Below are 23,825 nucleotides of genomic sequence, written 5' to 3'. Positions count from 1 at the left end.
CCCTCGTCAAAGGCGACAAACATCCCAGCTACGGCAAAACGGGCAAGGCGGCCCGCAGGCCACGCTTACCCGCATAGACCCTCCATGTCTCAGATGTATGAGGCGCAAGGCTCTTAGTGTTACGCGAAATGCACATGACCTCGGTGATTAGCGCCGTGCGGGCAGGCAAGGTCTTATGCCCATTCCCGTGGACAGCAGCGACTGAGCGCAGGCGCTTAATCAGTGAACTAGATTAGGCGACCCTCATCTGCGCGACGGCGGCTTCATTGACCTGTCGCATCATGACCAGGGCGTCAGTTGTGCGGCGCTCATCCAGCGCATCGACCAGCGGATCGTAGCCGACGGGAACGATGCCCTGGCCGAGCATAACCGAGACCCAGCTTGGAACGGCGAACAGCTCGTCGTCGTACCGGAACACGCGACCCTTGCGGCGGAAGAGGGCGATCTTCTCCGCCAGGGTGTCCGGCACCGGCATCTCGCGCAGATGACGCCAGAACTCGCCCGTTCGCGCGTTGGCATGGTAATGGAGGATGATGAAGTCGCGCACCGCTTCGTAGCTCGCCGCCATGAAGCGGTTGAAGGTCACGCGCTCGACAGAGCAGTCGCCACGGTCGGGGAATAGCGCGAACAGCTTCGATATACCTTCCTGGATGAGGTGGATGCTTGTCGACTCGAGCGGTTCCAGGAAGCCGCCGGCCAGACCGAGCGCGACAACGTTGCCTGTCCACTGCTGTACCCGCCGCCCCGCCGTGAAGCGCAACGGGCGCGGCTCGCCCATCGCCGACGTATCGAGCGCGTCTATCAACTGCCGCTCGGCGGCATCGTCCGACAGGAACGCGCTAGCATAGACGATGCCGTTTCCAGTACGGTGCTGTAGCGGGATGCGCCACCGCCACCCTGCGTCATGGGCGGTCGCACGGGTCGCGAGCGGGCGCGGCCTCAGCGCGCCGCCGGGTACGGCGATCGCCCGGTCGCACGGCAGCCAGTGGGCCCAGCTCTCGAACGGAGTCTCCATCGCATCTCCCAGCAGCAGGCTGCGAAATCCCGAGCAGTCGATGAAGAGGTCACCGGCGACGCGGCGACTGTCGCTCAGTACCACCGCCGCGACCGCGCTTCCGGACGGATCGCGCTCGACCCGGGTGATCCGTCCTTCGATCCGGTGAACGCCGCCGGCTTCGGCATGCCGGCGCAGCAAGGCGGCGTAGCGCCCGGCGTCGAAGTGGTAGGCGTAGGCGAGCCCGGACAGGGGCGAGCGTTCGTCCGCTACCGGATGCGCGAAACGCTCCGCCGCGGCCGCCAGCGTGGGCAGCGAATAGTCGTCGAGACGTCCCACGCCCGCGGCGTCGCGGAACTTCAGCCAGATCTGATGGAACGCCAGTCCCTCGATCGGCCGACCATGGGTGCCGAACGGATGGAAGTAGCGGTCCTTGCCGTCCCGCCAGCCGACGAACTCGATCCCCAGCTTGAAGGTGCCGCCGGTCTCGCGCAGGAACTCGGCCTCGTCGATGCCGAGCCGACGGTTGAACGTGAGGATCGGAGGAATGGTCGCCTCTCCGACGCCGACGGTCCCGATGGCGTTCGACTCGACAAGCGTTATTCGGCGGCGTCCGTCGTTCAGGAACCGCGCCGCCGCCGCGGCCGCCATCCAGCCCGCGGTTCCGCCGCCGACGATCACCACGTGCTCGATGGCGGCCGCGGCGTCCCCTTGTGCGTCCATGGTCATCGGTTCCGTAGCTCGGACAGGGACGGCAGGGCGCCGGCGGCTTCGACCATCCGCGCTGCCGCGGCGCGTGCCGCCATGGCGAAGAGGCGTGTATCGTCGCCGATCACCGGCGGAACGGCGCGGGCGGCGCGTACGCCCTGACCGATCAGCACCGCATGCCATGCCGCTTCGGACGCCGTCTCCTCGTCGAAGTGCGGCAGACCGCCGTTGCGGCGGAAGCGCGTCAGGGTGGCGGCGAGCGCGGGCAGGTCGTTCGGCGTGGCACCCGCACCTTCGCAGCGATGCGCCGCCAGCCAGTCGCGCAGTCGATCGGCGCGGGCGGCGGCGCGCACGTTGTAAGCCGTCACGATCGAGCGTGGCATGTCGCGCGCGGGCAGCAGGTCGAGCAGCAGCGACAGCTGCGCCTGCGCGAGGGTGAAGCCCGCGAGCCTCAGCGGGCCGGGCTGCACCGACGCCTCTCCGATCGCGACGCAGTTGCCGCGCCACGCCTCGGCGCGTCGCCCCGGCGCGATGGGGATCGCGCCACTGTCGAGATCGGCACCCAGAGCGGCGCGTGCGTCGTCGTCCGTGCAGGATCCGCCGCGGTACGCGACCGCGCGGAGCGGGCGCACGGGGAAGGGCCAGCTCGCATCCCAGCCGAAGGGCAGCAGGCGGTAGCGATCCACCATGGACGGCGTCTGGTCGGTCGCGGCGGCGATCAGCATCCGGTCCTCGGGCAGCGGATCGCTCCAGTCGAGCCAGTCGGTCCGCGAAGCGCCTGCGATCAGGGCGGGGGGACCGCTCGCGTCGACGATCAGGTCCCCCGTTATCGCACAGCCGTCGTGCAGCTGGATGGCGTCAACGCGGCCACGTCCGTCGAGCGTGACGCGAGCGAAGGGGGCGGACGCGGTGACGACGCCGGCCGCGCGCAGTCTCGGCGACAGCCATTCGACCAGCCGCCGCGGATCGAGGCAGAGCGCGTGATCGGCCTCCGCGAGCGGCGCGGATGGTTCGATCGCGAAGGTCCCGGCGTCGAGCATCGCCGTCGCGGGGAACATCGCCTCGAACGTCGGCACGTCGGCGTGCGGCTCGGCGTTCATCCAGCGCGCATGCGTCGCACCCGGACCCGCCATCCGCGTCGGCGACCCCTCGGGATGGAGCCAGCGTCCGTTGCGCGGCCACGCGTCGAAGGCGGCCGCCAGCCGAGGCGTGGCCACGCCCGCGCGCAGCAGCGCGTCGCCCGTCGTTCCCCAGAGTTGCGGTGCGTCGCGGCCGGAGGCGAGCAGGGTGGGGAACCAGTCCGCCAACGCGCCCGGCGCGATCGGGGCGGGAACCAGCGTCACGCTCGCACCGGGCGTCCCGCGGGCGAGCGCCAGCGCCGCCGTCCGCGCCACCACGCCGTGGCCGACCACCACGACCGACCGCAGCGCGGGCGCGCGGTTCACGCCGGTCGCCGTCATGCCGACGACGCGGCGACACGGGCGAGGGTCGCGCTGTGGTTTGGAAGCGCGGCGACCCGGTCGGCGATCGACGCGCGCAGGCCGGCCAGCTCGCGCGCCAGCATGTCGGCAGGGGCGGCATCGGCACGCTGGTCCCAGCGCCGCGGGATCATGCCCTGCCCGATCAGTACCGCCACCCAGCTCGGCGGCTTGAACAGGCCGAAGCCGTAGCGCGCGACCTGCGCCGTCTCCCGCCAGAGTTCCAGCGTCGCGGCCAGCGTGTCGGGCACGGCCATCGTGCGCACGTGGGTCCAGAACGGCGCGTCGTCGCGGATCGTCGCGTGATAGTGGAGGATCAGGAAGTCGCGGATGCGGTCGTGCTCGGCGTCCATCGCGCGGTTGAAGCCGTCGCGATCGGCGTCGCAGCCCTGCGCGTCGGGAAAATGCTCGATCAGGTGCGTGATCGCGGCCTGCACGAGATGGATGCTGGTGGACTCCAGCGGCTCCAGGAAGCCGGCTGCGAGGCCGATCGCCACCACGTTGTGGGCCCACGCGCGCCGTTGCCGCCCGGCGCGGAAGCGCAGCACGCGTGGATCGGCGAGCGGGGCTCCCTCCAGCGCGGCCAGCAGCGTGTCCTGGGCATGATCGTCTCCGACGAAGGCGCTGGGATAGACGTAGCCGTTGCCGACCCGGTGCTGGAGCGGGATGCGCCAGCGCCAGCCGCCCGCGTCCATCGCCTTCGCCCGGGTGTAGGGCTCGATCGTCGCGCCGGCGGCCGTGCACGGCACGGCGACCGCCCGGTCGCAGGGCAGCCAGTGCGACCAATCCTCCCACAGGTCCTCGTCCCTCAGGATCGCGCGGAAGCCCGAGCAGTCGATGAACAGGTCTCCGCTCACGCGCTGCCCGTCCGCGATCTCCAGCGCCAGGACCCGGCCGTTCTCGGACGAACGGACGACACGGGTGACCTGAGCCTCGCGTCGCTGCGCGCCGCGCGCGCACGTCCAGTCGCGCAGGAACGGCGCGAAGCGCGTCGCGTCGAACTGGTAGGCGTAGCCGTATGGGAGGCCGGCGGTATCGTGTTCCCCCGACCACTGCATGTCCTCCGGCCGCGCGAATCGGTTCGCGGCCGCAGCCATGTCCGCGATCCCGTAGTCGCCGAGCGGTGCGGCATCGCCCGCGGCATGACGGCGGAGCCAGTAGTGGTGGAACTCGGCGCGGCCGAAATCCGGACCGTAGTCGCCGAACGGGTGGAAGTAGTCGCTGTCGCGCGCGCCGAAGCCGCTGAACCGTATTCCCAGCTTGAAGGTCGCGGAGGTCGCCGCCATGAACGCGGTCTCGTCGATCCCGAGGCGGGCGACGAAGGCGCGCAGGTGCGGCAGCGTCGCCTCGCCGACTCCGATGATCGGGATGTCGGCTGCTTCTATGAGGGTGACCGCACAAGTTCGTCCGGCAAGGGCGGTCAGCGCCGCGGCCGTCATCAAGCCCGCTGTCCCTCCCCCGACGATGACGACCCTCAGCGGGCTATCGGCGCACTGTTGCACGCGTGACATCTCCGCGAACTGATTAAAAAAATCAACTTGAGAAATGTTGCGTTTCACACGGCGAACCGTCATCAGAACGCGAGCACGGTCACAGTGCGGGGCGCCTTGAGGTTCCAAGGCGAAGGAGAGGAGTGCAGGGGATGTCTCATTCTGTTGTCGCTGGATCGGCGAGGTTGGCGCTTCGTCTAGGCAGCGCCGTGTCCGCGATCGCGCTGGCGGTAGGCGCGTCGGCCGCCTTCGCGCAGGTAACGGATCGGCCGGGCACGCAGGAGATCGATCCTGCCCAGCCTCAGCAAGGCGGCGACCAGTCGGCCGCGGGCAGCGGACTGAAGAAGCCGCTGTCGGGGTCCACGAGCATCGAGGCGCAGGCGCAGACCGACCAGTCGCCCGTCACCGCCGAGGACATCGCGACTCCGGCCGCCGAGGCTGGTGGCGACATCGTCGTGACCGGTATCCGCCAGTCTCTCGCCAGCGCGCAGGCGCTGAAGCGCAACGCCGACACGGTCGTCGACGCGATCACGGCGGAGGACATCGGCGCGCTGCCCGACCGTTCGATCAACGAGGCGTTGCAGCGCGTTCCCGGCGTCGCGATCACCCGCTTCGCCTCCGCGGCCGATGCGCAGCACTTCTCGGTCGAGGGCTCGGGCGTGCAGATCCGCGGCCTCACCTACTCGCGCGGCGAGTTCAACGGCCGCGACGCCTTCTCGGTCGCGGGCGGACGCGAGATCGGCTACAACGACGTCCCTGCCGAGCTGGCGGGTTCGATCGAGGTCTTCAAGAACCTGACCGCCGACCTGATCGAGGGCGGCATCGCCGGCACGGTCAGCATCAACACCCGCAAGCCCTTCGACAGCAAGGACACGATCGTCTACGCGTCGGGCGGGATCAGCTACGGCGATCTGGCCGAGCGTTCGGCGCCGTCGTTCGTCGGCCTGTTCAGCAAGCAGTGGGACACCGAGCATGGTCGCTTCGGCCTGCTCGTCGGCGGCAGCTATTTCGAGCAGAACAGCCGCGCCGATTCGGTGTTCACGTCCGGCTTCCTGCCACGCTTCAACGCGCCGGACGACGGGGTCGACGGTTACGCGGTCAACGGCAACTTCCAGGGATCCCAGTTCGACGGCGGCACCTGCGACGGCAACAACCCGAACGAGGGCCGCATCATCAATGCGGGCCAGCCCTACGCGATCCGCGTCTGCGACAGCTTCGTGACGCCCAACGGCTTCAACACCGTCTATGCGCCGAGCGGCGCGGGCGTTCGCCAGCAGTCGTTCAACACGCAGCGCAACAGCATCACCGCGTCGGCGCAGTATGAATCGCCCGATCGCCGGCTTCTGGTCACCGGACAGTTCCTGCGAGCGGAGAACAAGATCGGCTGGACCGACCGGTCCATGGAGACGTCGGTCTACTACAACGACATCGGGCAGACGTTCCCGCTCGGCTCGCTCACGGGCGTCGGTGGCTCGGCCTACACCTTCAACGACGATGGCGTGTTCACGAGCGGCACGATCGGCCGTCGCAACAACCGCCAGGCGCACAACGTCACCACGCCCTGCATCATCCCGAACGGCGGCTTCCCCTACGAGTCGACCTATTGCGACTATCCGCAGTTCGTGAACCCGAACGGGCTCAACACCTTCCTGACCAACCGCTACAACTACACCAAGACGCGCACCACCGACGCTGCGCTCAACCTGAAGTTCTCGCCGACCGACCGGCTGCACATCAACCTGGACGGGCAGTATACGACCGCCTCGTCGCGCAGCATCGACGACATCGTAGATGCCTACAGCTTCGCGAACGTCGCGATCGACCTGACGGGCAAGCGTCCCAAAGTGGAGTTCCTGACGCCCGGCTTCGACCGGGCGACCTACTTCACGCAGAGCAACAACGTCTTCTACAACGACGCGTACAACAACCGCGCGATCAACGACGGGGACGAGTTCGCCTTCCGGGGCGACGTGCAGTACGACTTCGCCGACGACAGCTTCCTCAAGTCGGTGAAGGTGGGCGGTCGCTGGGCGAAGCGCGACCAGACGGTCCGCACCAACGACTACAACAACTGGGGATCGCTGTCGGCGACGTGGACCGACGAAGGGCCGTCGTTCCTCGGCAGCACCCCGGATGCGGCGAAGACGTACAACTACGTCGACTTCTTCCGCGGGCAGAACCCGGCGCCGACCGCGCTGTACCTGACCGACGCCGTGCTGAAGGACCACGGCGCGCTGATGGACCTGCTGCGCAGCGTCCGCGATCCGCAGAACGGATTCAGCTACACCCCGATCGAGGACCGCGGCGGAGCGGTGGTCAACGGCCGCACGACGGTCAACCCGGACCTGCTCAACGGCTACTTCTTCGACAACGAGATCTACGACAACTCCGAGGAGACGATCGCGGGATACGCGCGCGCCGACTTCGGGACCGACTTCGCCAACGGCATGCGGGTGACGGGCAACCTGGGCGTACGCTACGTCCACACCACCGACATCTCCAGCGGCGCGATCAACTTCCCCGGTGCGCAGCAGGTGATCGGCGGCTTCTCCAACTTCGCGGCCTATTGCGCGCAGCAGACCCAGGTGCAGCCGGACGGCAGTACGCCGAACCCGTCGAACGTCGCCGCTCTATGCCGCCCCGGCGTGACCGACGCGCAGCGCGCGACGGCGCTCGCGTTCGCGAACGGGGCGTCGGTGCCGCAGGATGCGGTCAACAAGTTCGGCAACTGGTTGCCGAGCGTCAACCTGCGGCTCGACCTGTCGCCCAAGTTCCTGATGCGCTTCGCCGCGTCCAAGGCGATCTCGCGTCCGAGCTTCAGCAATCTGCGGAATTTCGTGTCGCTGACCTTCAACGGCGCCAACGGCGTGTTCGAGGCTCGTTCGGAAAACCCGTTCCTGCGCCCGATCAAGGCGGACCAGCTCGACCTGACTGCCGAATGGTATTTCGCGAAGGTAGGCCAGCTGACGGGTACGCTGTTCTACAAGCGGCTGAGCGACGTCATCGTCAACAACAGCGGCTTCGTGCGCGATTTCAGCAACAACGGGTCGAACTATTCGCTGGCGCTGACCGGCCCGACCAACGCGGAGGGCAAGAGCGACATCAAGGGCGCTGAGGTGTCGTACCAGCAGACGTTCGACTTCCTGCCGGGAGCGCTCAGCGGCTTCGGGCTGCAGGCGACCTACACCTACATCGACGCTGGCCGTATCCAGACCACGCCGCCGCGCTTCGCCGCCTCTACGGACCCAACCCCGAACGAGGGCGACGGCAACCAGCCGCCGATCGACATCACGGGGTTGTACACGAACCTGCCGTTGCCGTTGCTGTCCAAGCACAACTTCAACGTGGCGGGCTTCTACGACAAGTACGGCATCTATGCGCGGCTGGCCTACAGCTGGCGGTCGTCCTACCTGTTGAACAACCGCGACGAGCTGTTCCCGTTCCTGCCGGTGTACAGCGATGCGACCGGACAGGCGGACGCCTCGCTTTTCTACACGCTCAACCGCAACTTCAAGATCGGCGTGCAGGTCAACAACCTGCTGGACACGACGACCCAGACGCGGTTCCTGCTCAACCAGGACGGGCTGACTGCGCCGAGGACGTTCTTCAAGAGCGATCGGCAGTACCAGCTGAGCGTGCGCCTGACGTATTGAGAGGGTCGGCGGGCTGCGTGACCAGGACCGGCGTTCGCGCCATCGTCTTCACGCGGCCCATGCCTCCCGGTCGTCGGCTGGGTAGGAGTGACGACGGATGACGATGCTGGACGAAGCGCCCCGCGTGGCGGAGGTCGCCGACGTCACGGCGGAACGGTTCGCCGCCGAGATCGCGGGCCATCATCGACCAGTCGTGATGCGCGGGGTGGCAGCCGACTGGCCGGGGGTGGCGGCGGCCGCGGGTGGTCCACGGTCGATGGCGACTTATCTACGACGCTTCACCGGTGGACGGCCGCTGGGCATGTTCGTCGCGCCTCCGGAAGCGCGCGGCCGCTTCTTCTACGGCGACGATGCACGCAGCTTCAACTTTCGATCGGCGCAGGTCACCTTGCCGGTCATGCTGGACGGACTGCTGGCGGCGGCGGACGACCCCGATCCCGTCGCCATGTACGCCGGCTCGGCAGCCACCGCCGAAGCCTATCCGGGCTGGCAGCGGGAGAACGTGCTCCCGCTCCCGACGCCGGGCGCCAAGCCGCGGCTGTGGCTGGGCAACGCGAGCCGCGCCTCGACGCACTACGACATGTCCGACAATGTGGCGGTGGTCGTGTCAGGCCGACGGCGCTTCGTCCTGTTTCCGCCGGAGGCCGCGCCCGATCTGTACGTCGGCCCCATCGAGAACACGATCGCCGGGCAGCCGACCAGCATGGTCGACGTCGAACGGCCCGATCCAGCGCGATTCCCGCGTTTCGCGGCGGCCGCGCGGACGATGCAGGTGGCGCATCTGCAGCCTGGAGATGCGATCTTCATTCCTTCCCTGTGGTGGCACGACGTCGCTGCCAGCGGCCCCTTCAACGTACTGGTCAACTACTGGTGGGGGCAGGGACGGGGCGGGTCGCCCTTCGCGGCGCTGATGCACGCGGTGCTGGCGATCCGCGATCTGCCGGAAGGACAGCGAGCCGCGATGCGCTCCTGGTTCGACCATCTGGTGTTCGCACCCGACGCGACGCACGCGGCCGATCACCTGCCGCCTGCCGCACGTGGGGCGCTCGGTCCGCCCGGGCCCGCGCGCGACCGCTCGATTCGCCAGTATCTCCAGCGCATGCTGGCGGCGCTGGACTGACGATCAGGATGCCGGCGTGATCGTCGCGACGCGGCAGAACGGCGTGCCTACAGCCCCGCCGGTGCCGAGCAGCAGCGGATCGACCGCGCGAAGCCGGTCGCCGGCGCACAGCTTGCGTCCTTCGCGATGCTCGAACTCCAGCAGGTACCGGCGGCCGATCTCGTCGAGGTGAGCGCACGCGCCCTGCGTGAGCAGCGTCACCCGCCGGCCACCCACCAGCGTGAAGGCGAGAGACTGCAGCCCGAGCGGCTCGCGCGTCGCAATCTCCCCGGTGTCGATGCAGGTCCGACGCTGCGACGACGGTACGGCGCTCGCTGTCAGCGCGACCCACGGCAGCAGCACGGCCAGCGGTCGTCGCCAAGTCGTCATCGCGGTGCCGCCGCTTCTGTCGCGGGCATCAGCGGCCGGCCTGGATCAGGATGGCGTCGGAGGGTAGCAGATGATCCATGAACGGCAGGATCGCCGCACCGGTCGCCGAGGCGTCGCGCGCCATGGCCGCAGGCAGTATGGGCGCATGCGCGGGCAGGACGGTTCGCGACAGCGCCTCGTTGAGCGCCGTGGCCAACCGCTCGATCAACGCGAGCGGCAGCCTGCCTCCGATCAGGACAGCATCGGGATTGAGCAGGCAGTTGACCGACATTAATGGCGCGGCGAGCGTGCGCACCGCGTCGGACACCCAATCCGCCACGACATCGGCGACGCCGTCGCCCGTGACGTCCAGCTTCGTGACCAAGCCTCGGTGGCCGGCGGCCGTAAGCCGGCGTTGCAGTTCGGACAGGGAGACGGTGTCCTGCACGGTCGCCCCGGCGCGCTGCGCGGTAGCGTCGGGCAAGAGCCCGATCTCACCTGACCGGCGGGTCGCGCCGCGGTGGAACTTGCGGTCGATGACGAGGCCGCCGCCGAGGCCGGCGCTTATGAGCAGGTAGAAGAAGCTGGGATTGGCGAAGCCGCTGCCGAATTCGGCTTCGCCGAGCGCCGCCGCGGCGGCGTCGTTGTCGCAGTGCACCGGCCAAGGCAGGTCGGCGAAGAGTTCCTCCACCGCCACGTCGCTCCATGCGCTGTATTCGGCCGGCTGGCCTGGAAGCGCGATGGTGCCGAGTTCGTCGGGAATGGCGACGCCGATGCCCAGGATCTTCTCCCGGTCGACCTCCCCGCGTGCGATCAACCCGTCGAGTTCGTCGTGCACGAACGTGCGCACCGCGTCCGGCAGCGCGAACAGGACTTCGCGGGTGATACGGCTGCGGACCTCTCCTGCCAAATCCAGGATCACGATGCTGAGATGATCGCGATCGATGTTGACGCCGACCGCGTAGGCCCCGTCGGGATCGACCTCGAGTTGGAGCGGCGGCTGCCCGCGTCCACCCAGCCGTCGCCCGACGACGCGGATCAGGCCGGTCTCGGTCAGTCGCGCGGTTATGTTCGCGATGGTCGCCGCGGTCAGGCCGGTGCGCTCCGCCACCGCGATGCGGGTGGTGCCCGGCGAGATGCGGATCGCCTGCAGCACCGTGCGCGTGTTGTAGTCGCCCGCGCGCACGAGGTTCGTGCCCGATAGGCTCGAGGACAGACGGGTATCGCGTCCGTCGCTCGAGCGGTTGTCCGACACCGCCCCGTGAACGCCGTTGCTCGTCACTCTTGGTTTCGTGACCGCCATGGCGGTCGACTAGCTCATCCGTAACGACCTGCACAACGAAACAATAAAACAATTGAGTTTGGTAATCCGGTGAGCGATGTTCGACACAGCCGGGCATAGATGCTGGCGCGATCAGGAGATGGGATGATGCGGCTCGTCACGACCATGGGGGCGCTCGCGTGTGCGACACTCGCTGCAAGCGGCGGTGCCGCGCCGCAGCAGCTGGACATCATGTCCCGCGCCATCAACGCGCCCAGCATCGGCTACGGCCTCTACGGCACCGGCTATGCCGCGAAGGTCGTAAAGGACGGAACGGTGGTCGGCGGGCAGGCGCTTCGGGTCACGGTGGCGCAGCCGGCGGCGCATGCCTACGACATCGGCGCGACCGCGTCGGTGACCAAGCCGATCAGGAAGGGCGACGCGCTCGTCGTCGCGGTGTGGATGCGCGCGCCCAAGGTCGCCGCGGGAGAGTCGCTGTCGCTGCCGTTCGTCGGGCTGATCGGCCCCGCTCCCGGCTACGAGCAGATCGTCGCGGGCGAGGCGAAGGCGGAAGCGGCATGGTCGCTGCGCAGCGTGCGCGGCACCGCGTCGCAGGACTATCAGGCCGGACAGGCGACGGTCACCCTTCATCTCGGCGCGCAGAAGGGCGTCATCGATCTCGGACCGGTGTTCGTGCTCGACCTAGGGCAGAAGGCGTCGTGAGCGGCCGAACCGAGGGTGACGGGCGCTGGACCAGGCGCGATGCGCTGATCGGCGCGACGGCGTTGTGCTCGCTTACCGCAGGTACCACAGTGGCGAAAGCCTCCGCGGTCGACGCCGATCCGGCACGCGGGCAGCTCAGCAACGCGCAGGCGTCGGCGGGCGCGCGAACGCTGTACGCGTACCTGTGGTCGCAATACGGCAAACGTACGCTGACCGGGCAGCAGGAGCAGAACTTCACCCCGGCCGGTGCGCGGCAGGAGCTGGACTATCTCGAACGCGTCACGGGCAAGCTGCCTGCGATCCTGGGGCTCGACTATATCGAGCCGAGCGATCAGGCGGCGGTGAACGAGCGCGCGATCGCCTGGCATCGCTCGGGCGGGATCGTCACCTTGTGCTGGCATTGGGGCGCCCCGGACATCGGGACGGGGTACGAGAATTCGAAAAAGGATTTCGACGTGGCGCGTGCGCTGACGCCGGGTACGCCGCAGAACGCCGCAATGGGGCGGCAGATGGCGCATGTCGGCGACCTGCTGACGCAATTGCGTGACGCCGGCGTGCCGGTGCTGTGGCGCCCGTTCCACGAGTTCAGCGGCGACTGGTTCTGGTGGGGCAAGCACGGACCGGAGGCGTTCAAGGCGCTGTGGCGCCTGATGTACGAGTACTTCACCCGCAGCCGCGGGCTCGACCATCTGATCTGGGTGCTGGGCTGGGCGGGGCAGAACGTCGACGCGCGCTACTATCCCGGCCGCCGCTACGTCGACGTCGCCGGTGCGGACATCTACGTCGACGACCACGGTCCGCTGGCTGCGATGTTCGGGCGGGTCAAGGCGATCGTCCGCGACACCGTGCCGATCTGTCTGCACGAGAACGGCCCGGTGCCGGATCCCGCGCGGCTGGGGCCGAAGGCGGACTGGCTGTGGTTCATGACGTGGCACACGCGCTGGCTGACCGATCCGGCGCAGAACACCCCCGAGCAGCTACGCGCTTACTTCGCCAGCGAGCGCTACGTGACCAAGGACGAACTGCCCGAAACGCTGAAGGAATGAGCGGGCGCGAAACGGGGGCGGAGGGCTAGCGTGCGCCTCCGTCCGCCCAGGCCGCCAACCAGACCAGCGGAGCGTTCCAGTTGATCGCCACCTCGTTCACGGCATAGGCGCGCGCGTCGTCGATCCAGCAGCGTTGAGGCGCGCAGCGTCCCTTCAGCTGCGCGGCGACGGGATCGGCCATCACGGTGTTGTTCGCGCCGCCGCTCAGCGCGCCGGGAGGCGGCCCGGGGTAGCGCGCGTCGAGCTGATGCGCCCAGTAGCGGTGATGCGGGTTCATCATCGGCTTCGCCCCGAACCCGCTGACGTAGCTCTGGTCGAGCGGGTTGCGTCCGAGCACGTAGTCGAGCGTGGCGATCGCCGCGTCGCGCAGCGCCGGCGCGTTCGTGAACCGCGCCCCGAGCGCGAGGACGATGCCGCGGTTTAGCAGCGCGCCGTTGGAGCCCCAGGCGTAGGCCGTGCCGGCGAACGGGATGCGATATCCCGTTTGATCCGTCTCCGCGGCGAAGCGCCGCGCGAGCGCGACCACCCGGTCCCGCGCGGCCGCGCGCACGTCGGCGGGCACGCCGTCAACTGTCGCGAGCGTGATCGTGCCGAGCATCGCCGTCGCGCTCCAATTGGGTGCGCGTTCGGCGTTGGCGGGTGACAGCGCGGCGGTACGGCGCGTCAGTTCGCGCAGGAGCGCGGGATCCCGCGTGGCGGCGTACAGCTCGGCTGTGGCCCAGTAGAATTCGTCGGACAGGTCTTCGTCGCCGTAGCCGCCGGAGCCGGTGAAGCCTTGCGCGGCATGGACGTCGGGCAGCCGCTGCGCCGCGGCATAGGCGCGCTCGGCAGCGTGCAGGCAGCGTTTCGCGAAGGCCGCGTCGATCCTGCGCCAGACGCGCGCGCACTGCGCCGCCGTCGCGGCCAGGTTCAGCGTCGCCGCGGTGCTGGGCGGGTAGAGCAGTCGCTCCTCCGCGTCATCGGCGGGCGCGGTCGGCAGCGCGGTCCAGTGCCGGTCGGCGACCTTGTGGAACGCCATGCCACCGGCGTCGAGCCGCGAGAGCGACAATGGTCCGCCGCCCGCGTTGCCTCGCGGCAGTGCGACGATCGTCCCGTCGGGCACCTGCATCCTCAGCAGGAACATCAGCTCCCAGCGCGCCTCGTCCAGCAGGTCGCTGACACCGTTGCCGGCTTCGGGCAGGGCGGCGCTTCCATCTGGAAACGGGTGCGGCGCGGCGGCGGCTTCCCACGCGTTGACGAGCGTCCATGCCGCGATGCCGCCGTTCACGACATATTTGCCGTGGTCTCCCGCGTCGTACCAGCCACCGGTCACGTCGAGCCGCAGCGCGCAGCCGGGCCAAGCGGTGCCGCGCTCGTCGACGCCGGCGAAGCAGCCGACGATTTCGTTCTCGTGGCCCGCCGGGCGCGCCCACCGGACGCCGCCCGCGTGGGTCGCCAGGATCGGGGTACCGGCGCGCTGCTGGTAGAAGAAGTTGAGCGCGGCCTTCGCCAGCGGCTGGTAAACACGCGCGCCGACCTCCACCAGCCGCGCAGTGGCGCCTTCGACGCTCAGCCGGTAGCGGCCCGGCGCGCGGACGCCACTCAGGTCGAGGTCGAAGACGCGGTCGCCCGAGGCCGCGTCCGGGACGAACGGCGCCGCCGTCCCGCGCGCCACCGTCGTGCCACGCGCATCGCGCAAGCTCCACGCTACGGGTGCGGTCGCGGTGGTCGCCACGATCACGTGCTTGGCGGCGTTCGGCAGGAATCCCACCTGATTGAGGTGCAGGGCGACCGGTGGAGCGGCCGCGCCCGTTGACGCCGGTAGCGCGGCGAGGACGAGCCACCTCATCGTCACGGTCGCACCGTCAGCATGGTCGCGCCATGGGCCGGCACGACCGCCGCGTAGCGCGCGCGGACCCGGCCGACGTCACGGTGCGCCCACAGGTCGCGCACCGCGGCGCGGGTGGTCGCGGTGTAGCCGATCTCCGGCCAGTTCATTGTCACGCGCGCGGGCGCGGCGCCGCGGTTGAGCAGCAACACCGCGCGGCTGCCATCGGCGAGAGGTTTGGACCATATCTCCTGATCGCCGTCGTCCCGAACCCGGCGCCCTTGGCGGCCGAGCGGATCCTGGTCGACCGCGATCACTTCCTTGTTGAGCAGGATCGCCCGGGTCGCCTCGCTCATGCGCGCGACGTCGTTGCCCGCGATCAACGGGGCCGCCATCATCGCCCACAGGCTGAAATGCGCGCGGGCTTCGGTGTCGCTCAGCCCGCCGTTGCCGACCTCCAGCATGTCGGGATCATTCCAATGCCCCGGCCCCGCGTAAGGGTAGAGCGGTTCGTTGCGATCGACGATGTCCATCACGCCGAGCGAGTAGGTGACGCGTCCGGCCCAGGCATCGCGGATGTCGCCGGTGGTGCGCCACATGTTGCCGATCTTGCTGGCCCATTCCCACGGGCGATTGTTGCCCCATTCGCAGATTGACAACAGGACCGGCCGGCCGGTGGCGCGCAGCGCGTCCGCCATCAGGGCATAGGCTTCCTCCGCGTTGCGTATGCCGGTCGAGCACCAATCGTACTTCAGGTAATCGACGCCCCAGCGCGCGTAGGTGATGGCGTCCTGATATTCGTGCCCCTGGCTGCCGGGACGCCCGCCGCAAGTCTTGGCGCCCGCGTCCGAGTAGATGCCGAATTTCAACCCGTGCGCGTGAACGTAATCGGCGAGCGCCTTCATGCCCGAGGGGAACTTGGCCCTATCCTCGCCGATGAAGCCGTCGGCGTCGCGCGTTCCGTGCCAGCAATCGTCGATGACGACATATTGGTAGCCGGCATCCTTCATGCCGCCGCTCGCGATCGCGTCCACCGTGTCGCGTACGACCTGTTCGTTGACGTTGCACCCGAACTTGTTCCAGCTGTTCCACCCCATCGGCGGCGTCTGCGCGAGCCCGTTGACGGTGCGCGCGGGATCAAGCGAAGGGCGCAGCGTGTTGGGATCGAGCAACTGGTCCTGCGCCGCGGCGCTGCCCGCGATGGCGAGCGCCGCGATGGCTGCCGCGATGGCCGAGGTTAGGTCGCGTATCATGTTCAGCCCTTTGATCAGATGATGTGTCGCACGGGTTACGGCGTGGTGCGCGGCAGGCAGACGGCGTCGTGCAGCCCGGACCGTGCGGCCGTCCGCGTTTGTCCGAACGCGAGGTAAGCGCGCGCTCGCGCGTCGTAGCGCGACCAGTGCGGCAGTCCGGAGCGGTTCGGATCGCCGCGCTGGACGAACGCGGTCCAGTAATCCTGCAACGCCGGTGCGCCCGTGGGCGGCGTGTCGAAGATCAGCCCGATCTCGCTGCCGTGGCTGACGGTCTTGCCGGGGGGCGCGTAGTCGAACTGATACTGCCACACGGGCGCGCCCCCCGCGGCCACCGCGCGCGACACCGCTACGGTCGGGCAGGTGAACACCAGATCGGTGCCGAGCCGCATCGCCACGTCGCCCAGCCGCGGGTCGGGCGCGGGCGCGCCGTCCAGCCCGTAGGCGCGTCGCACCGCCTGCGCGTTGCGCGGAAACTCGCGCGCGATCACCGGGCGAGGATCGCGTCCGTTATAGCCGGTGAACTCCTGCGCGTTGACGCCGATCAGCAGCGGCACGCGCGCGACCCGCCCGGCAGCGAGCGCGCCCGCGGGCGTCTTGCGCAGCACCCGCCCGTCGACCACCGCCTGCAACCAGATGAAGCTGTCGTCCTCCAGGTCGGGCACGTCGACCCGTTCCTGCGCCGCGACGATGGCGGCCACGGGAAGATCGCGCAGCGCCGCGGCGCTCGCCTCGCGCGCAGCACCCGCGCGCGCGGCGATCGCCATGCCCAGTCGCTCGTTCTGTGCCAGCGTGCGCGGCGCCACGCCGAAGCCGGGCGTACCGCTCTGCGCGATCGCGCCCGCGAACAGCCCGCGCGCGGCGGGGGATAGCATCTGCAGGCCGACATCCTGCGCGCCCGCCGATTCGCCCGCGATCGTCACCCGCGCCGGATCGCCGCCGAAGCGCGCGATGTTGTCGCGGACCCAGCGCAGCGCCGCCTGCTGGTCCATCAGCCCGTAATTGCCCGACGCGCCGCCCTGTTCGGCACTCAGCGCCGGGTGCGACATGAATCCGAGCGCGCCCAGGCGATATTGCACGCTGACGAGCACGATGCCGCGATCGGTGATGCGCGACTCAACGGTGCCGCCGCCCGCGCCGCCGCGGTTGCCGCCGCCGTGCACCCACACCATCACCGGCAGCCGCGCGCGCGCGCCAAGTCGCGGCGAACGTACGTCGAGGAACAGGCAGTCCTCGCTCGACGAGGCCGCCGCGGCGCTGTTCCACGCGCCGTAGCTCGGTTGCGGGCAGGCCGCGTGCGCGGCGACGGCGGGTGCGGGCGCGCGCCATCGCTGCGGCGCGACCGGCGCGCGCCAGCGCAGCGCCCCGACTGGCGGCGCGGCGAAGCGGATGCCGCGGAACACGCCGCCGCCGCCCGGCAGGGGTTCGCCGCGTACGGGGCCGTGGCTGGTCGGGACGACGGGTCCGGCGACGACAGACCCAGCGGCGGCGAGCGCCAGCGCGAGCGCGATCATCGCGCCGGCTGACGCGGGGTCGGACGCGACAGCGCGTCGCGGATCGCGCGTTCGGCGACCGGCGCCATCGCCGCGTAGCCCGCTTCGTTGGGGTGGACCCCGTCGTAGGTCAGTGCGCTTCGCAACGCGTCGCCGTCGTGCAGCGCAGTCCAGTAATCGGCGTAGGTCGCGCCCGTGCGCGCGGCGTAGTCCTTCAACCAGGCGTTAATCGCCGCGATCCTGGGTGCGGTGCTGAGCCCCGGGCGCCACGGGAAGTTGGCGGCGGGCGGGATCGAGGCGAGGATCACGCGGATGCCGTTCGCACGTGCCAGCTCGGCCATCGACATGATGTTGGCCTTGGTCTGCTCGGGCGTCATCGGGCCGGTATTGCCCGCGATGTCGTTGGTGCCGCCCATGATCTGCACCGCCGCCGGGTGAAGGTCGATCACGTCCTGGCGGAAGCGCAGCAGCATCTGCGGCGTGGTCTGCCCACCGATCCCGCGGTCGATCCGGCCCTCTCTGAAGAAGCCAGGCACCTTGTCGATCCAGCCTTGGGTGATCGAATCGCCGATGAAGACGATGCGGGCCCCGCCCGTCGGGCGGAGCGCCGCATTGTCGCCCTGGTAGCGACCGAGCCAAGCCCAGTCGGTGTGTAGCCGGTGCTCGGCCTCCTGCTCGGCCGCGCTCCCCTGCGGCGCGGCACCCCGTGCGACCGCCGACGATGGCGCGATGGCTGCGGCCAGCGGCAGCAACATGGCGGCGAACCTCAACATGCGTGATCCTCTCTGCGACCTTGAAACCGGTTTGGTTGCAACATAGAGCGCGATTTAGTTAATTTGAAAGAATAATAGAGCGTCGCAGTTTGGCGCGTCGGGGAGGAATGAATGAGGACGATGAAGCTGGCTGTGATTGCGGGTTTGCTTGCCAGTGGTGCGACGCTGTCGGCGCAGAATGCCGGTAAGGTTGGTCCTTCCGCGGTGGCACATCCGGGTGAGTGGCCCGCGCTGGCGATGAAGCGCCAGCGCGATCCCAAGGTCGAGGCGCGCGTCGACGCGATGCTCCGCCGGATGAGCATCGAGGACAAGGTCGGGCAGCTGATCCAGGTCGACATCGCCTCGATCACGCCGGAGGATCTGGAGACGTACAAGCTCGGCTCGATCCTGAATGGCGGCAACTCTGCCCCCAACAATGACGAGTTCGCGCCCGCACCCGAGTGGCTGAAACTGTTCGATGCCTTCTACGACGCGTCGGTGAAGCGCAGCGACGGTCGCCCGGTCGTGCCCGTCATCTGGGGCACCGACGCGGTGCACGGCGCCAACAACATCGTTGGCGCGACGCTGTTTCCGCACAACATCGCGCTCGGCGCCGCGCGCGACCCCGACCTCGTCCGCCGCATCGGCGCGGCAACCGCGGCGGAGACGGCGGCGACCGGCATCGACTGGAGCTTCGCGCCGACCGTCGCCGTCGTGCAGGATGATCGCTGGGGCCGCACTTACGAGAGCTATTCGGAGGAGCCCGCGGTCGTAGCGTCCTACGCCGGCGCGATGGTGGAGGGCATCCAGGGCCGTGTCGGCGGTGATTTCATGCGCCCCGGCCACGTCATCTCCTCGGTCAAGCACTTCCTTGGCGACGGTGGCACCGGCGGGCGCGACCAGGGTGACACGCGCGTCAGCGAAGCGACGCTGCGCGACGTCCACGCCGCCGGCTACATGACCGCGCTGCCCGCGGGCGCGCTGACCGTGATGCCCAGCTTCTCGAGCTGGAACGGCACCAAGCTGACCGGCAACAAGTCGCTGCTGACGGGTGTGCTGAAGGAACGCTGGGGCTTCGACGGCTTCGCGGTCGGCGACTGGAACGCGCACGGGCAGGTGCCGGGCTGCACCAACGAGGATTGCGCGGCCGCGATCAACGCCGGGCTCGACATGTTCATGTACTCGGGCCCCAAGTGGAAGGAACTCTACGCCAACACGCTGCGCGAGGCGAAGGCGGGTACGATCCCGGCGGCGCGATTGGACGATGCGGTGCGCCGCATCCTGCGCGTCAAGGTGCTGGCGGGCACGTTCGACGCCGGCCGCCCGTCGTCGCGCCCGTTCGCGGGCAAGTTCAACCTGCTCGGCAGCCCCGAACACCGCGCGCTCGCGCGAGCGGCGGTGCGCGAGTCGCTCGTGCTGCTCAAGAACAATGGCGTGCTGCCGATCAAACCGGGCGCGAACGTACTGGTTGCAGGGGCGGGCGCGGACAATATTGGTCAGCAGGCGGGCGGCTGGTCGATCACCTGGCAGGGAACGGGCGTCACCAACGCCAACTTCCCCAACGCGCAGTCGATCTGGGGCGGACTGTCCGAGGCGGTGCGCGCGAGCGGAGGCACCGCGACGCTGTCGGCGCAGGGCAGCTTCACAACCAAGCCCGATGTCGCGATCGTCGTCTTCGGCGAAACGCCCTATGCCGAATTCACGGGTGACCGCCCGACGCTGGAATACAGCCCCGACGACAAATCGAACCTGGAGCTGTTGCGCCGGTTGAAGAAGGCGGGCGTGCCGACCGTGTCGGTGTTCCTCTCGGGCCGCCCCTTGTGGGTCAACCCGGAGCTGAACGCGTCCGACGCCTTTGTCGCCGCCTGGTTGCCCGGCACCGAGGGCGGCGGCGTCGCCGACGTGGTGGTCGCGGGTCGCGACGGCAAGCCCAAGGCCGATTTCCGCGGCACGTTGTCGTTCTCGTGGCCCAAGCGGCTCGACCAATATGTGCTCAATCGGCGCGATCCGAACTACGATCCGCTGTTCCCGTTCGGCTACGGCCTGTCCTACGCCAAGGGCGGGCAGGTGCCGACGCTAAACGAGGCGCGGCCGGCGAACGCGGGCGGTGACCAGAACGCGCTGTTCGTGCGCGGGCGGCTCGCCCCTGGCGCGTCGCTCAAGACCAGCGGCGCGGTGACGCAGGCGCGCATTGACCGGCAGGCGCAGGAGGACAGCGTGCGCCTGACCTTCACCGGCGCGGGCGAATTCGCGGTCGCGCAGGCGCAGCCGATCGACCTGTCGCGCGAAGCGAACGGGCAGTTGAGCCTGATCCTCGACTACCGCGTCACGCGCGCGGCAGCGGGCACCGTCACGCTCGGCATGGCGGCGGCGGGCGGACGCAGCGCGAGCGTGCCGATCACCGGCGCGCTGCGCGCCGCGGGCAGCGACTGGACCGAACTGGCGGTGCCCCTCCGCTGCTTCGCCGACCAAGGCGTCGAAATGGCCAAGGTGACGCGCCCCGCAGTGATTGCCGCGACCGGCGCGGCGGGCATCGACGTGTCGGGCATCCGCATCGCCAGCGCGCCGCCCGGTCCGGTAAGCTGCGGTCAGCGATGATGCTGCGGGCGCTGCTCGCGGTGCTGGGTGCGTCGGCGATCGCCGCCGGTCCGCCGCCGCGGGTCGAGCGGCTCGCCGCGGAGCCCGCGGGCACGACCGCGCTGCCGATGCGCGTCGTCGGGCGCGCCGAGGCGGCGGAACAGGGGATGATCCGGCGGCAATGGCCAGGCACCTACGTCGAGACACGCTTCCGTGGTCGCGTCGCGCTGTTCCGAGTCGGAGCCGGGGAGGTGTCGCTTCGCGTCACCGTCGACGAGGGTGCACCGATCGCGCTCGTCCGACCGGTGCCCGGACTCTACCGCGTCGGTCCGCTCGCACCGGGCGCGCACGTCCTGCGCGTGCAGGCGATCAGCGAGAGCCAGGCGGGGCCGACCGTCTTCGGCGGCTTTCGCGCCGCTGCGGGCACGCGCGCGCTGCCGGCGGCCATACCCGCCCGCCAGATCGAGTTCGTCGGCGATTCGCACACGGTCGGCTACGGCGTTCGCTCGACCAAGACCGCGTGCAGCACGCAGGAGGTGTGGGACACGACCGACACCGCGCGTGGGCTCCCCGGCCTGTTGGGCGAACGCTATCACGCCGATTATCGGGTCAACGCGATCTCGGGCCGGGGCGTCGTGCGCAATTACGACGGCTACCCGTCCGACACGCTGCCCGCCGCCTATCCGTTCACATTGTTCGACAAGGCAAGGCGCGCAGCCGATGCGGGCTGGCATCCGCAGGTGATCGTGGTCGCGCTCGGCACCAACGATTTCTCGACCGCGCTTCACGCCGGCGAGCGCTGGAAGACGCGCGCCGCACTGCACGAGGACTTCGAGCGCAGCTACGCGCGTTTTCTGTCGAAGCTTCGCAGTCGGAACCCGCATGCGCTGATCGTCGTCTGGGCGACCCCGATCGCGCAGGGCGAGGTGATCGCGGAGGCGCGCGCGACGGTGGCGCGGTTGATGCAGGCGGGCGAGCGCCGCATCGCGTTCGTCGCGGTCGATGGGCTCGGCTTTGGTGGCTGCAACGGCCACCCCGACCTTGCCGACGACGCCAGGATCGCAGGCGCAGTGGCCGCGCAGATCGACGCGCTACGCGGTGTCTGGAACGCGGGCATGTCGCGATGACGGAGCGGATACGCGCAATCGTGGCGGCGGCGGCCGTGCTAGCCATGCTGCCCGGTATCGCACAGGCGCGCGGCACCGTGGTGCTGACCTACGACGACGCGCTGCCGTCGCAGCTCGACCACGCGGTCCCCGCGCTCGACGCCGCGGGGTTGAAGGCGACGTTCTTCCTGTCGGCGGTGCGCGAGGCCGACGTGCCACGCTGGCAGGCAGTGGCGCGACGTGGGCACGAACTGGCCAATCACACGATTTTCCACCCCTGCGCCGCCGCCAAATTCCCCGCCGATCCGCGCTTCACGAGCGAGGCCTATACCCCCTCCACCATGATCCGCGAGATCGCGCAGCAGAACACGCTGCCGCGCGCGCTCGACGGTCGCGTACGCCACGGCTTCGCGACGCCTTGCGGCGAACATCTGGTCGGCGGGGAGGATTATCTTGAGCCGTTGCGCGCCGCGCACATCGTCGACTACGCACGCGGAGTGAGCATGAGCGATGCGGAAGTGCGCGCCGGCTCTGCGAGCGTCGACGAGATGCATGTGCCCGCGCGCGGGTTCGCCCAAGGTACGACGCTCGATCAGCTCGTCGCATTCGCGCACGCCGCGGAGGCGAGCGGCGGCTGGGCGGTATTCCTGTTCCACGGCATCGGCGGCGACCAGCTCAGCGTCGACCCGGCGACGCATCGCGCATTTCTAGCGTGGCTGAGGCAGCACCGCCGCACCCTTGATGTGACGACCCTGCGCGAGGCTCTTGGAAGGGGGAAGAAGTGACGCTTCAACGGGGCGAGATAAATAAAGCCGTTTTCTTTATTTTGTGGGGGCTTTAGGCTTGGTTGTCGCCGACGTTCCACGCTGGCGGACCGGCGGCGGATCGGACCTTGCGTGGCGAAGGCGGGACTGGATCGTAGACGTCGCCGCCGCGTGAGGATCGCGCCCGCTCCTGCCAGGCGTCTCCTGCGTGCGGGCGGGCTCATAAAGGAACCAGGAGGGTATGCAGGAAGCAGTCAGGCGGCGGATCGCCGGCGTGGAGCTGGGCGGAACCAAGTGCATTGCGGTCCTTGCGACCGACGACGGCTCCATCGTCGCTCATCGTACAATTCCGACCCGAGCGCCGGTCGATACCTTGCGCGCCATCGTCGATCAGCTCGATCGATGGTGGGAGCAGGAAGGCTTCGAACGTGTTGGTGTCGCGTCCTTCGGGCCTCTGGACCTCGATGCGTCGTCGTCGGGGTTCGGGACCATAACGACCACGGCGAAGCAGGGCTGGCGCGATACGCCGGTGCTGTCCACCCTGACCGGCCACTTCGACGTGCCGGTCGCGTTCGACACCGACGTCAACGGTGCGGCGATGGCGGAAGGCCGGTGGGGTGCTGCGAGGGGATTGCGCGACTACGCCTACGTCACCGTGGGAACGGGAGTTGGAGTCGGCCTCATCGTCAACGGCTTCCCGACGCGTGGGATAGGACATTGTGAGGCCGGGCACATGCGCGTGGCGCGAGTTGCGGGCGACGACTGGGCCGGTGCGTGCCCTTATCACGGCGATTGCGTAGAAGGACTGGTGGCGGGGCCAGCGCTTGCCGCGCGAACCGGCTTGCCGGGCGAGACGCTGCCTCATGACCATGCCGCATGGGAGACGGTCGTAGACGCGGTCGCGCAGATGCTGCAGGCGCTCGCCGCCGCGACTGGACCGCGGCGCTTCTTGGTCGGTGGCGGGGTCCTAGGCAAGCGACCCGATCTGATCGTACGGATCGAAGATCGGCTACGCAGCCTTGTTGGCAATTATCTGCCGCTGCCGGCGCGCAACGTGGCCGATCCGTACGTGTCGCTGCCGGGCCTCGGCGACGCGGCCGGGCCGCTCGGGCCTATCGCGCTCGCGCTGTCGAGTGCCGGACGCCATCCGGCGCAGACGCCTTCGATCGAAGCGCGGACAACCGACCTCATCGACTCGTGAGAAAGCACGAGCATCAGCGATCCGGGAGAGAAATTGTGTGTAGAGTGGTAAAGA

17 protein-coding genes are annotated in these 23,825 nt (G+C 69.3%); 8 read left to right on the top strand and 9 right to left on the bottom strand.

Features of this window, described 5'->3' with window-relative positions:
- Positions 1-232: 232 nt before the first annotated feature.
- The 3 genes from EDF69_RS14915 to EDF69_RS14905 are packed head-to-tail and all read right to left on the bottom strand — an operon-like array spanning position 233 to position 4,691.
- Positions 233-1,717, bottom strand: coding sequence for a tryptophan halogenase family protein (locus EDF69_RS14915; protein ID WP_132884473.1), 1,485 nt, complete (start codon positions 1,715-1,717; stop codon positions 233-235).
- A 2-nt stretch (positions 1,718-1,719) separates the two neighbouring features.
- Complete coding sequence (locus EDF69_RS14910) at positions 1,720-3,162, bottom strand: tryptophan 7-halogenase (protein WP_132884474.1); 1,443 nt, start codon at positions 3,160-3,162, stop codon at positions 1,720-1,722.
- Positions 3,159-4,691, bottom strand: a complete 1,533-nt coding sequence (locus EDF69_RS14905; RefSeq protein ID WP_132884475.1) for a tryptophan halogenase family protein — start codon at positions 4,689-4,691, stop codon at positions 3,159-3,161. Before EDF69_RS14905 ends, EDF69_RS14910 begins: the two co-directional genes overlap by 4 nt.
- Before the next feature lie 131 nt (positions 4,692-4,822).
- On the opposite strand from EDF69_RS14905, the gene EDF69_RS14900 reads away from it, so the two are divergent.
- Together EDF69_RS14900 and EDF69_RS14895 are read left to right on the top strand one after the other, a co-directional pair.
- Complete coding sequence (locus EDF69_RS14900; RefSeq protein WP_132884476.1) at positions 4,823-8,323, top strand: TonB-dependent receptor; 3,501 nt, start codon at positions 4,823-4,825, stop codon at positions 8,321-8,323.
- Between the two features lie 97 nt (positions 8,324-8,420).
- Positions 8,421-9,443: a cupin-like domain-containing protein gene (locus tag EDF69_RS14895; protein ID WP_132884477.1), complete on the top strand. Its 1,023-nt coding sequence runs from the start codon at positions 8,421-8,423 to the stop codon at positions 9,441-9,443.
- Between the two features lie 3 nt (positions 9,444-9,446).
- Here EDF69_RS14895 and EDF69_RS14890 read toward each other — a convergent pair whose 3' ends face one another.
- Positions 9,447-9,812 (bottom strand): hypothetical protein, encoded by a 366-nt coding sequence (locus EDF69_RS14890; protein WP_132884478.1) that lies wholly within the window; start codon positions 9,810-9,812, stop codon positions 9,447-9,449.
- 28 nt (positions 9,813-9,840) lie between these two features.
- Positions 9,841-11,094, bottom strand: coding sequence for an ROK family transcriptional regulator (locus EDF69_RS14885; RefSeq protein WP_132884479.1), 1,254 nt, complete (start codon positions 11,092-11,094; stop codon positions 9,841-9,843).
- A 123-nt stretch (positions 11,095-11,217) separates the two neighbouring features.
- Between EDF69_RS14885 and EDF69_RS14880 the strand changes: the two genes are divergently transcribed.
- Both EDF69_RS14880 and EDF69_RS14875 read left to right on the top strand, forming a co-directional pair.
- Positions 11,218-11,775: a hypothetical protein gene (locus EDF69_RS14880; protein WP_132884480.1), complete on the top strand. Its 558-nt coding sequence runs from the start codon at positions 11,218-11,220 to the stop codon at positions 11,773-11,775.
- On the top strand, positions 11,772-12,821 hold the full coding sequence (locus EDF69_RS14875; protein ID WP_339538592.1) for a glycosyl hydrolase: 1,050 nt from the start codon (positions 11,772-11,774) through the stop codon (positions 12,819-12,821). Before EDF69_RS14880 ends, EDF69_RS14875 begins: the two co-directional genes overlap by 4 nt.
- 25 nt (positions 12,822-12,846) lie before the next feature.
- Here EDF69_RS14875 and EDF69_RS14870 read toward each other — a convergent pair whose 3' ends face one another.
- From EDF69_RS14870 to EDF69_RS14855, 4 genes are read right to left on the bottom strand one after another with little or no spacing between them, the layout of a single operon-like run.
- A complete protein-coding gene (locus EDF69_RS14870; RefSeq protein ID WP_132884481.1) occupies positions 12,847-14,649 on the bottom strand; it encodes a glycoside hydrolase family 9 protein in 1,803 nt (600 codons plus the stop codon).
- Between the two features lie 2 nt (positions 14,650-14,651).
- The gene (locus tag EDF69_RS14865) at positions 14,652-15,881 is read right to left on the bottom strand and encodes a glycoside hydrolase family 27 protein (RefSeq protein ID WP_132884482.1); all 1,230 of its coding nucleotides are present in this window, start codon (positions 15,879-15,881) and stop codon (positions 14,652-14,654) included.
- 35 nt (positions 15,882-15,916) lie between these two features.
- Complete coding sequence (locus tag EDF69_RS14860) at positions 15,917-17,392, bottom strand: carboxylesterase/lipase family protein (protein ID WP_132884483.1); 1,476 nt, start codon at positions 17,390-17,392, stop codon at positions 15,917-15,919.
- Positions 17,389-18,144, bottom strand: coding sequence for an SGNH/GDSL hydrolase family protein (locus tag EDF69_RS14855; RefSeq protein WP_132884484.1), 756 nt, complete (start codon positions 18,142-18,144; stop codon positions 17,389-17,391). The genes EDF69_RS14860 and EDF69_RS14855 overlap by 4 nt, the downstream gene beginning before the upstream one ends.
- A gap of 111 nt (positions 18,145-18,255) precedes the next feature.
- Between EDF69_RS14855 and EDF69_RS14850 the strand changes: the two genes are divergently transcribed.
- From EDF69_RS14850 to EDF69_RS14835, 4 genes are all read left to right on the top strand, one after another.
- Positions 18,256-20,721 carry a glycoside hydrolase family 3 protein gene (locus EDF69_RS14850; RefSeq protein ID WP_132884485.1) on the top strand — a complete coding sequence of 822 codons (2,466 nt, stop codon included), beginning with the start codon at positions 18,256-18,258 and terminating at the stop codon, positions 20,719-20,721.
- Positions 20,718-21,827: an SGNH/GDSL hydrolase family protein gene (locus tag EDF69_RS14845; RefSeq protein ID WP_132884486.1), complete on the top strand. Its 1,110-nt coding sequence runs from the start codon at positions 20,718-20,720 to the stop codon at positions 21,825-21,827. The genes EDF69_RS14850 and EDF69_RS14845 overlap by 4 nt, the downstream gene beginning before the upstream one ends.
- A 20-nt stretch (positions 21,828-21,847) precedes the next feature.
- Positions 21,848-22,591, top strand: coding sequence for a polysaccharide deacetylase family protein (locus EDF69_RS14840; protein WP_339538589.1), 744 nt, complete (start codon positions 21,848-21,850; stop codon positions 22,589-22,591).
- A gap of 220 nt (positions 22,592-22,811) precedes the next feature.
- Positions 22,812-23,771, top strand: a complete 960-nt coding sequence (locus EDF69_RS14835) for an ROK family protein (RefSeq protein WP_132884488.1) — start codon at positions 22,812-22,814, stop codon at positions 23,769-23,771.
- Positions 23,772-23,825 lie beyond the last annotated feature (54 nt).

Source organism: Sphingomonas sp. JUb134 (assembly GCF_004341505.2).
Classification (GTDB): Bacteria; Pseudomonadota; Alphaproteobacteria; order Sphingomonadales; family Sphingomonadaceae; genus Sphingomonas.
The sequence above is the reverse complement of the archived record's forward strand: the minus strand, read 5'-3'. Positions and strand labels throughout refer to the sequence as shown.

Bases quoted from the DNA above. Each gene is read 5' to 3' on its own strand.
- EDF69_RS14915 (WP_132884473.1), bottom strand. From the start codon at position 1,717: ATGGACGCACAAGGGGACGCCGCGGCCGCCATCGAGCACGTGGTGATC.
- EDF69_RS14860 (WP_132884483.1), bottom strand. From the start codon at position 17,392: ATGATCGCGCTCGCGCTGGCGCTCGCCGCCGCTGGGTCTGTCGTCGCC.
- EDF69_RS14900 (WP_132884476.1), top strand. From the start codon at position 4,823: ATGTCTCATTCTGTTGTCGCTGGATCGGCGAGGTTGGCGCTTCGTCTA.
- EDF69_RS14890 (WP_132884478.1), bottom strand. From the start codon at position 9,812: ATGACGACTTGGCGACGACCGCTGGCCGTGCTGCTGCCGTGGGTCGCG.
- EDF69_RS14910 (WP_132884474.1), bottom strand. From the start codon at position 3,162: ATGACGGCGACCGGCGTGAACCGCGCGCCCGCGCTGCGGTCGGTCGTG.
- EDF69_RS14835 (WP_132884488.1), top strand. From the start codon at position 22,812: ATGCAGGAAGCAGTCAGGCGGCGGATCGCCGGCGTGGAGCTGGGCGGA.
- EDF69_RS14880 (WP_132884480.1), top strand. From the start codon at position 11,218: ATGATGCGGCTCGTCACGACCATGGGGGCGCTCGCGTGTGCGACACTC.
- EDF69_RS14855 (WP_132884484.1), bottom strand. From the start codon at position 18,144: ATGTTGAGGTTCGCCGCCATGTTGCTGCCGCTGGCCGCAGCCATCGCG.
- EDF69_RS14850 (WP_132884485.1), top strand. From the start codon at position 18,256: ATGAGGACGATGAAGCTGGCTGTGATTGCGGGTTTGCTTGCCAGTGGT.
- EDF69_RS14870 (WP_132884481.1), bottom strand. From the start codon at position 14,649: ATGAGGTGGCTCGTCCTCGCCGCGCTACCGGCGTCAACGGGCGCGGCC.
- EDF69_RS14865 (WP_132884482.1), bottom strand. From the start codon at position 15,881: ATGATACGCGACCTAACCTCGGCCATCGCGGCAGCCATCGCGGCGCTC.
- EDF69_RS14885 (WP_132884479.1), bottom strand. From the start codon at position 11,094: ATGGCGGTCACGAAACCAAGAGTGACGAGCAACGGCGTTCACGGGGCG.
- EDF69_RS14895 (WP_132884477.1), top strand. From the start codon at position 8,421: ATGACGATGCTGGACGAAGCGCCCCGCGTGGCGGAGGTCGCCGACGTC.
- EDF69_RS14845 (WP_132884486.1), top strand. From the start codon at position 20,718: ATGATGCTGCGGGCGCTGCTCGCGGTGCTGGGTGCGTCGGCGATCGCC.
- EDF69_RS14905 (WP_132884475.1), bottom strand. From the start codon at position 4,691: ATGTCACGCGTGCAACAGTGCGCCGATAGCCCGCTGAGGGTCGTCATC.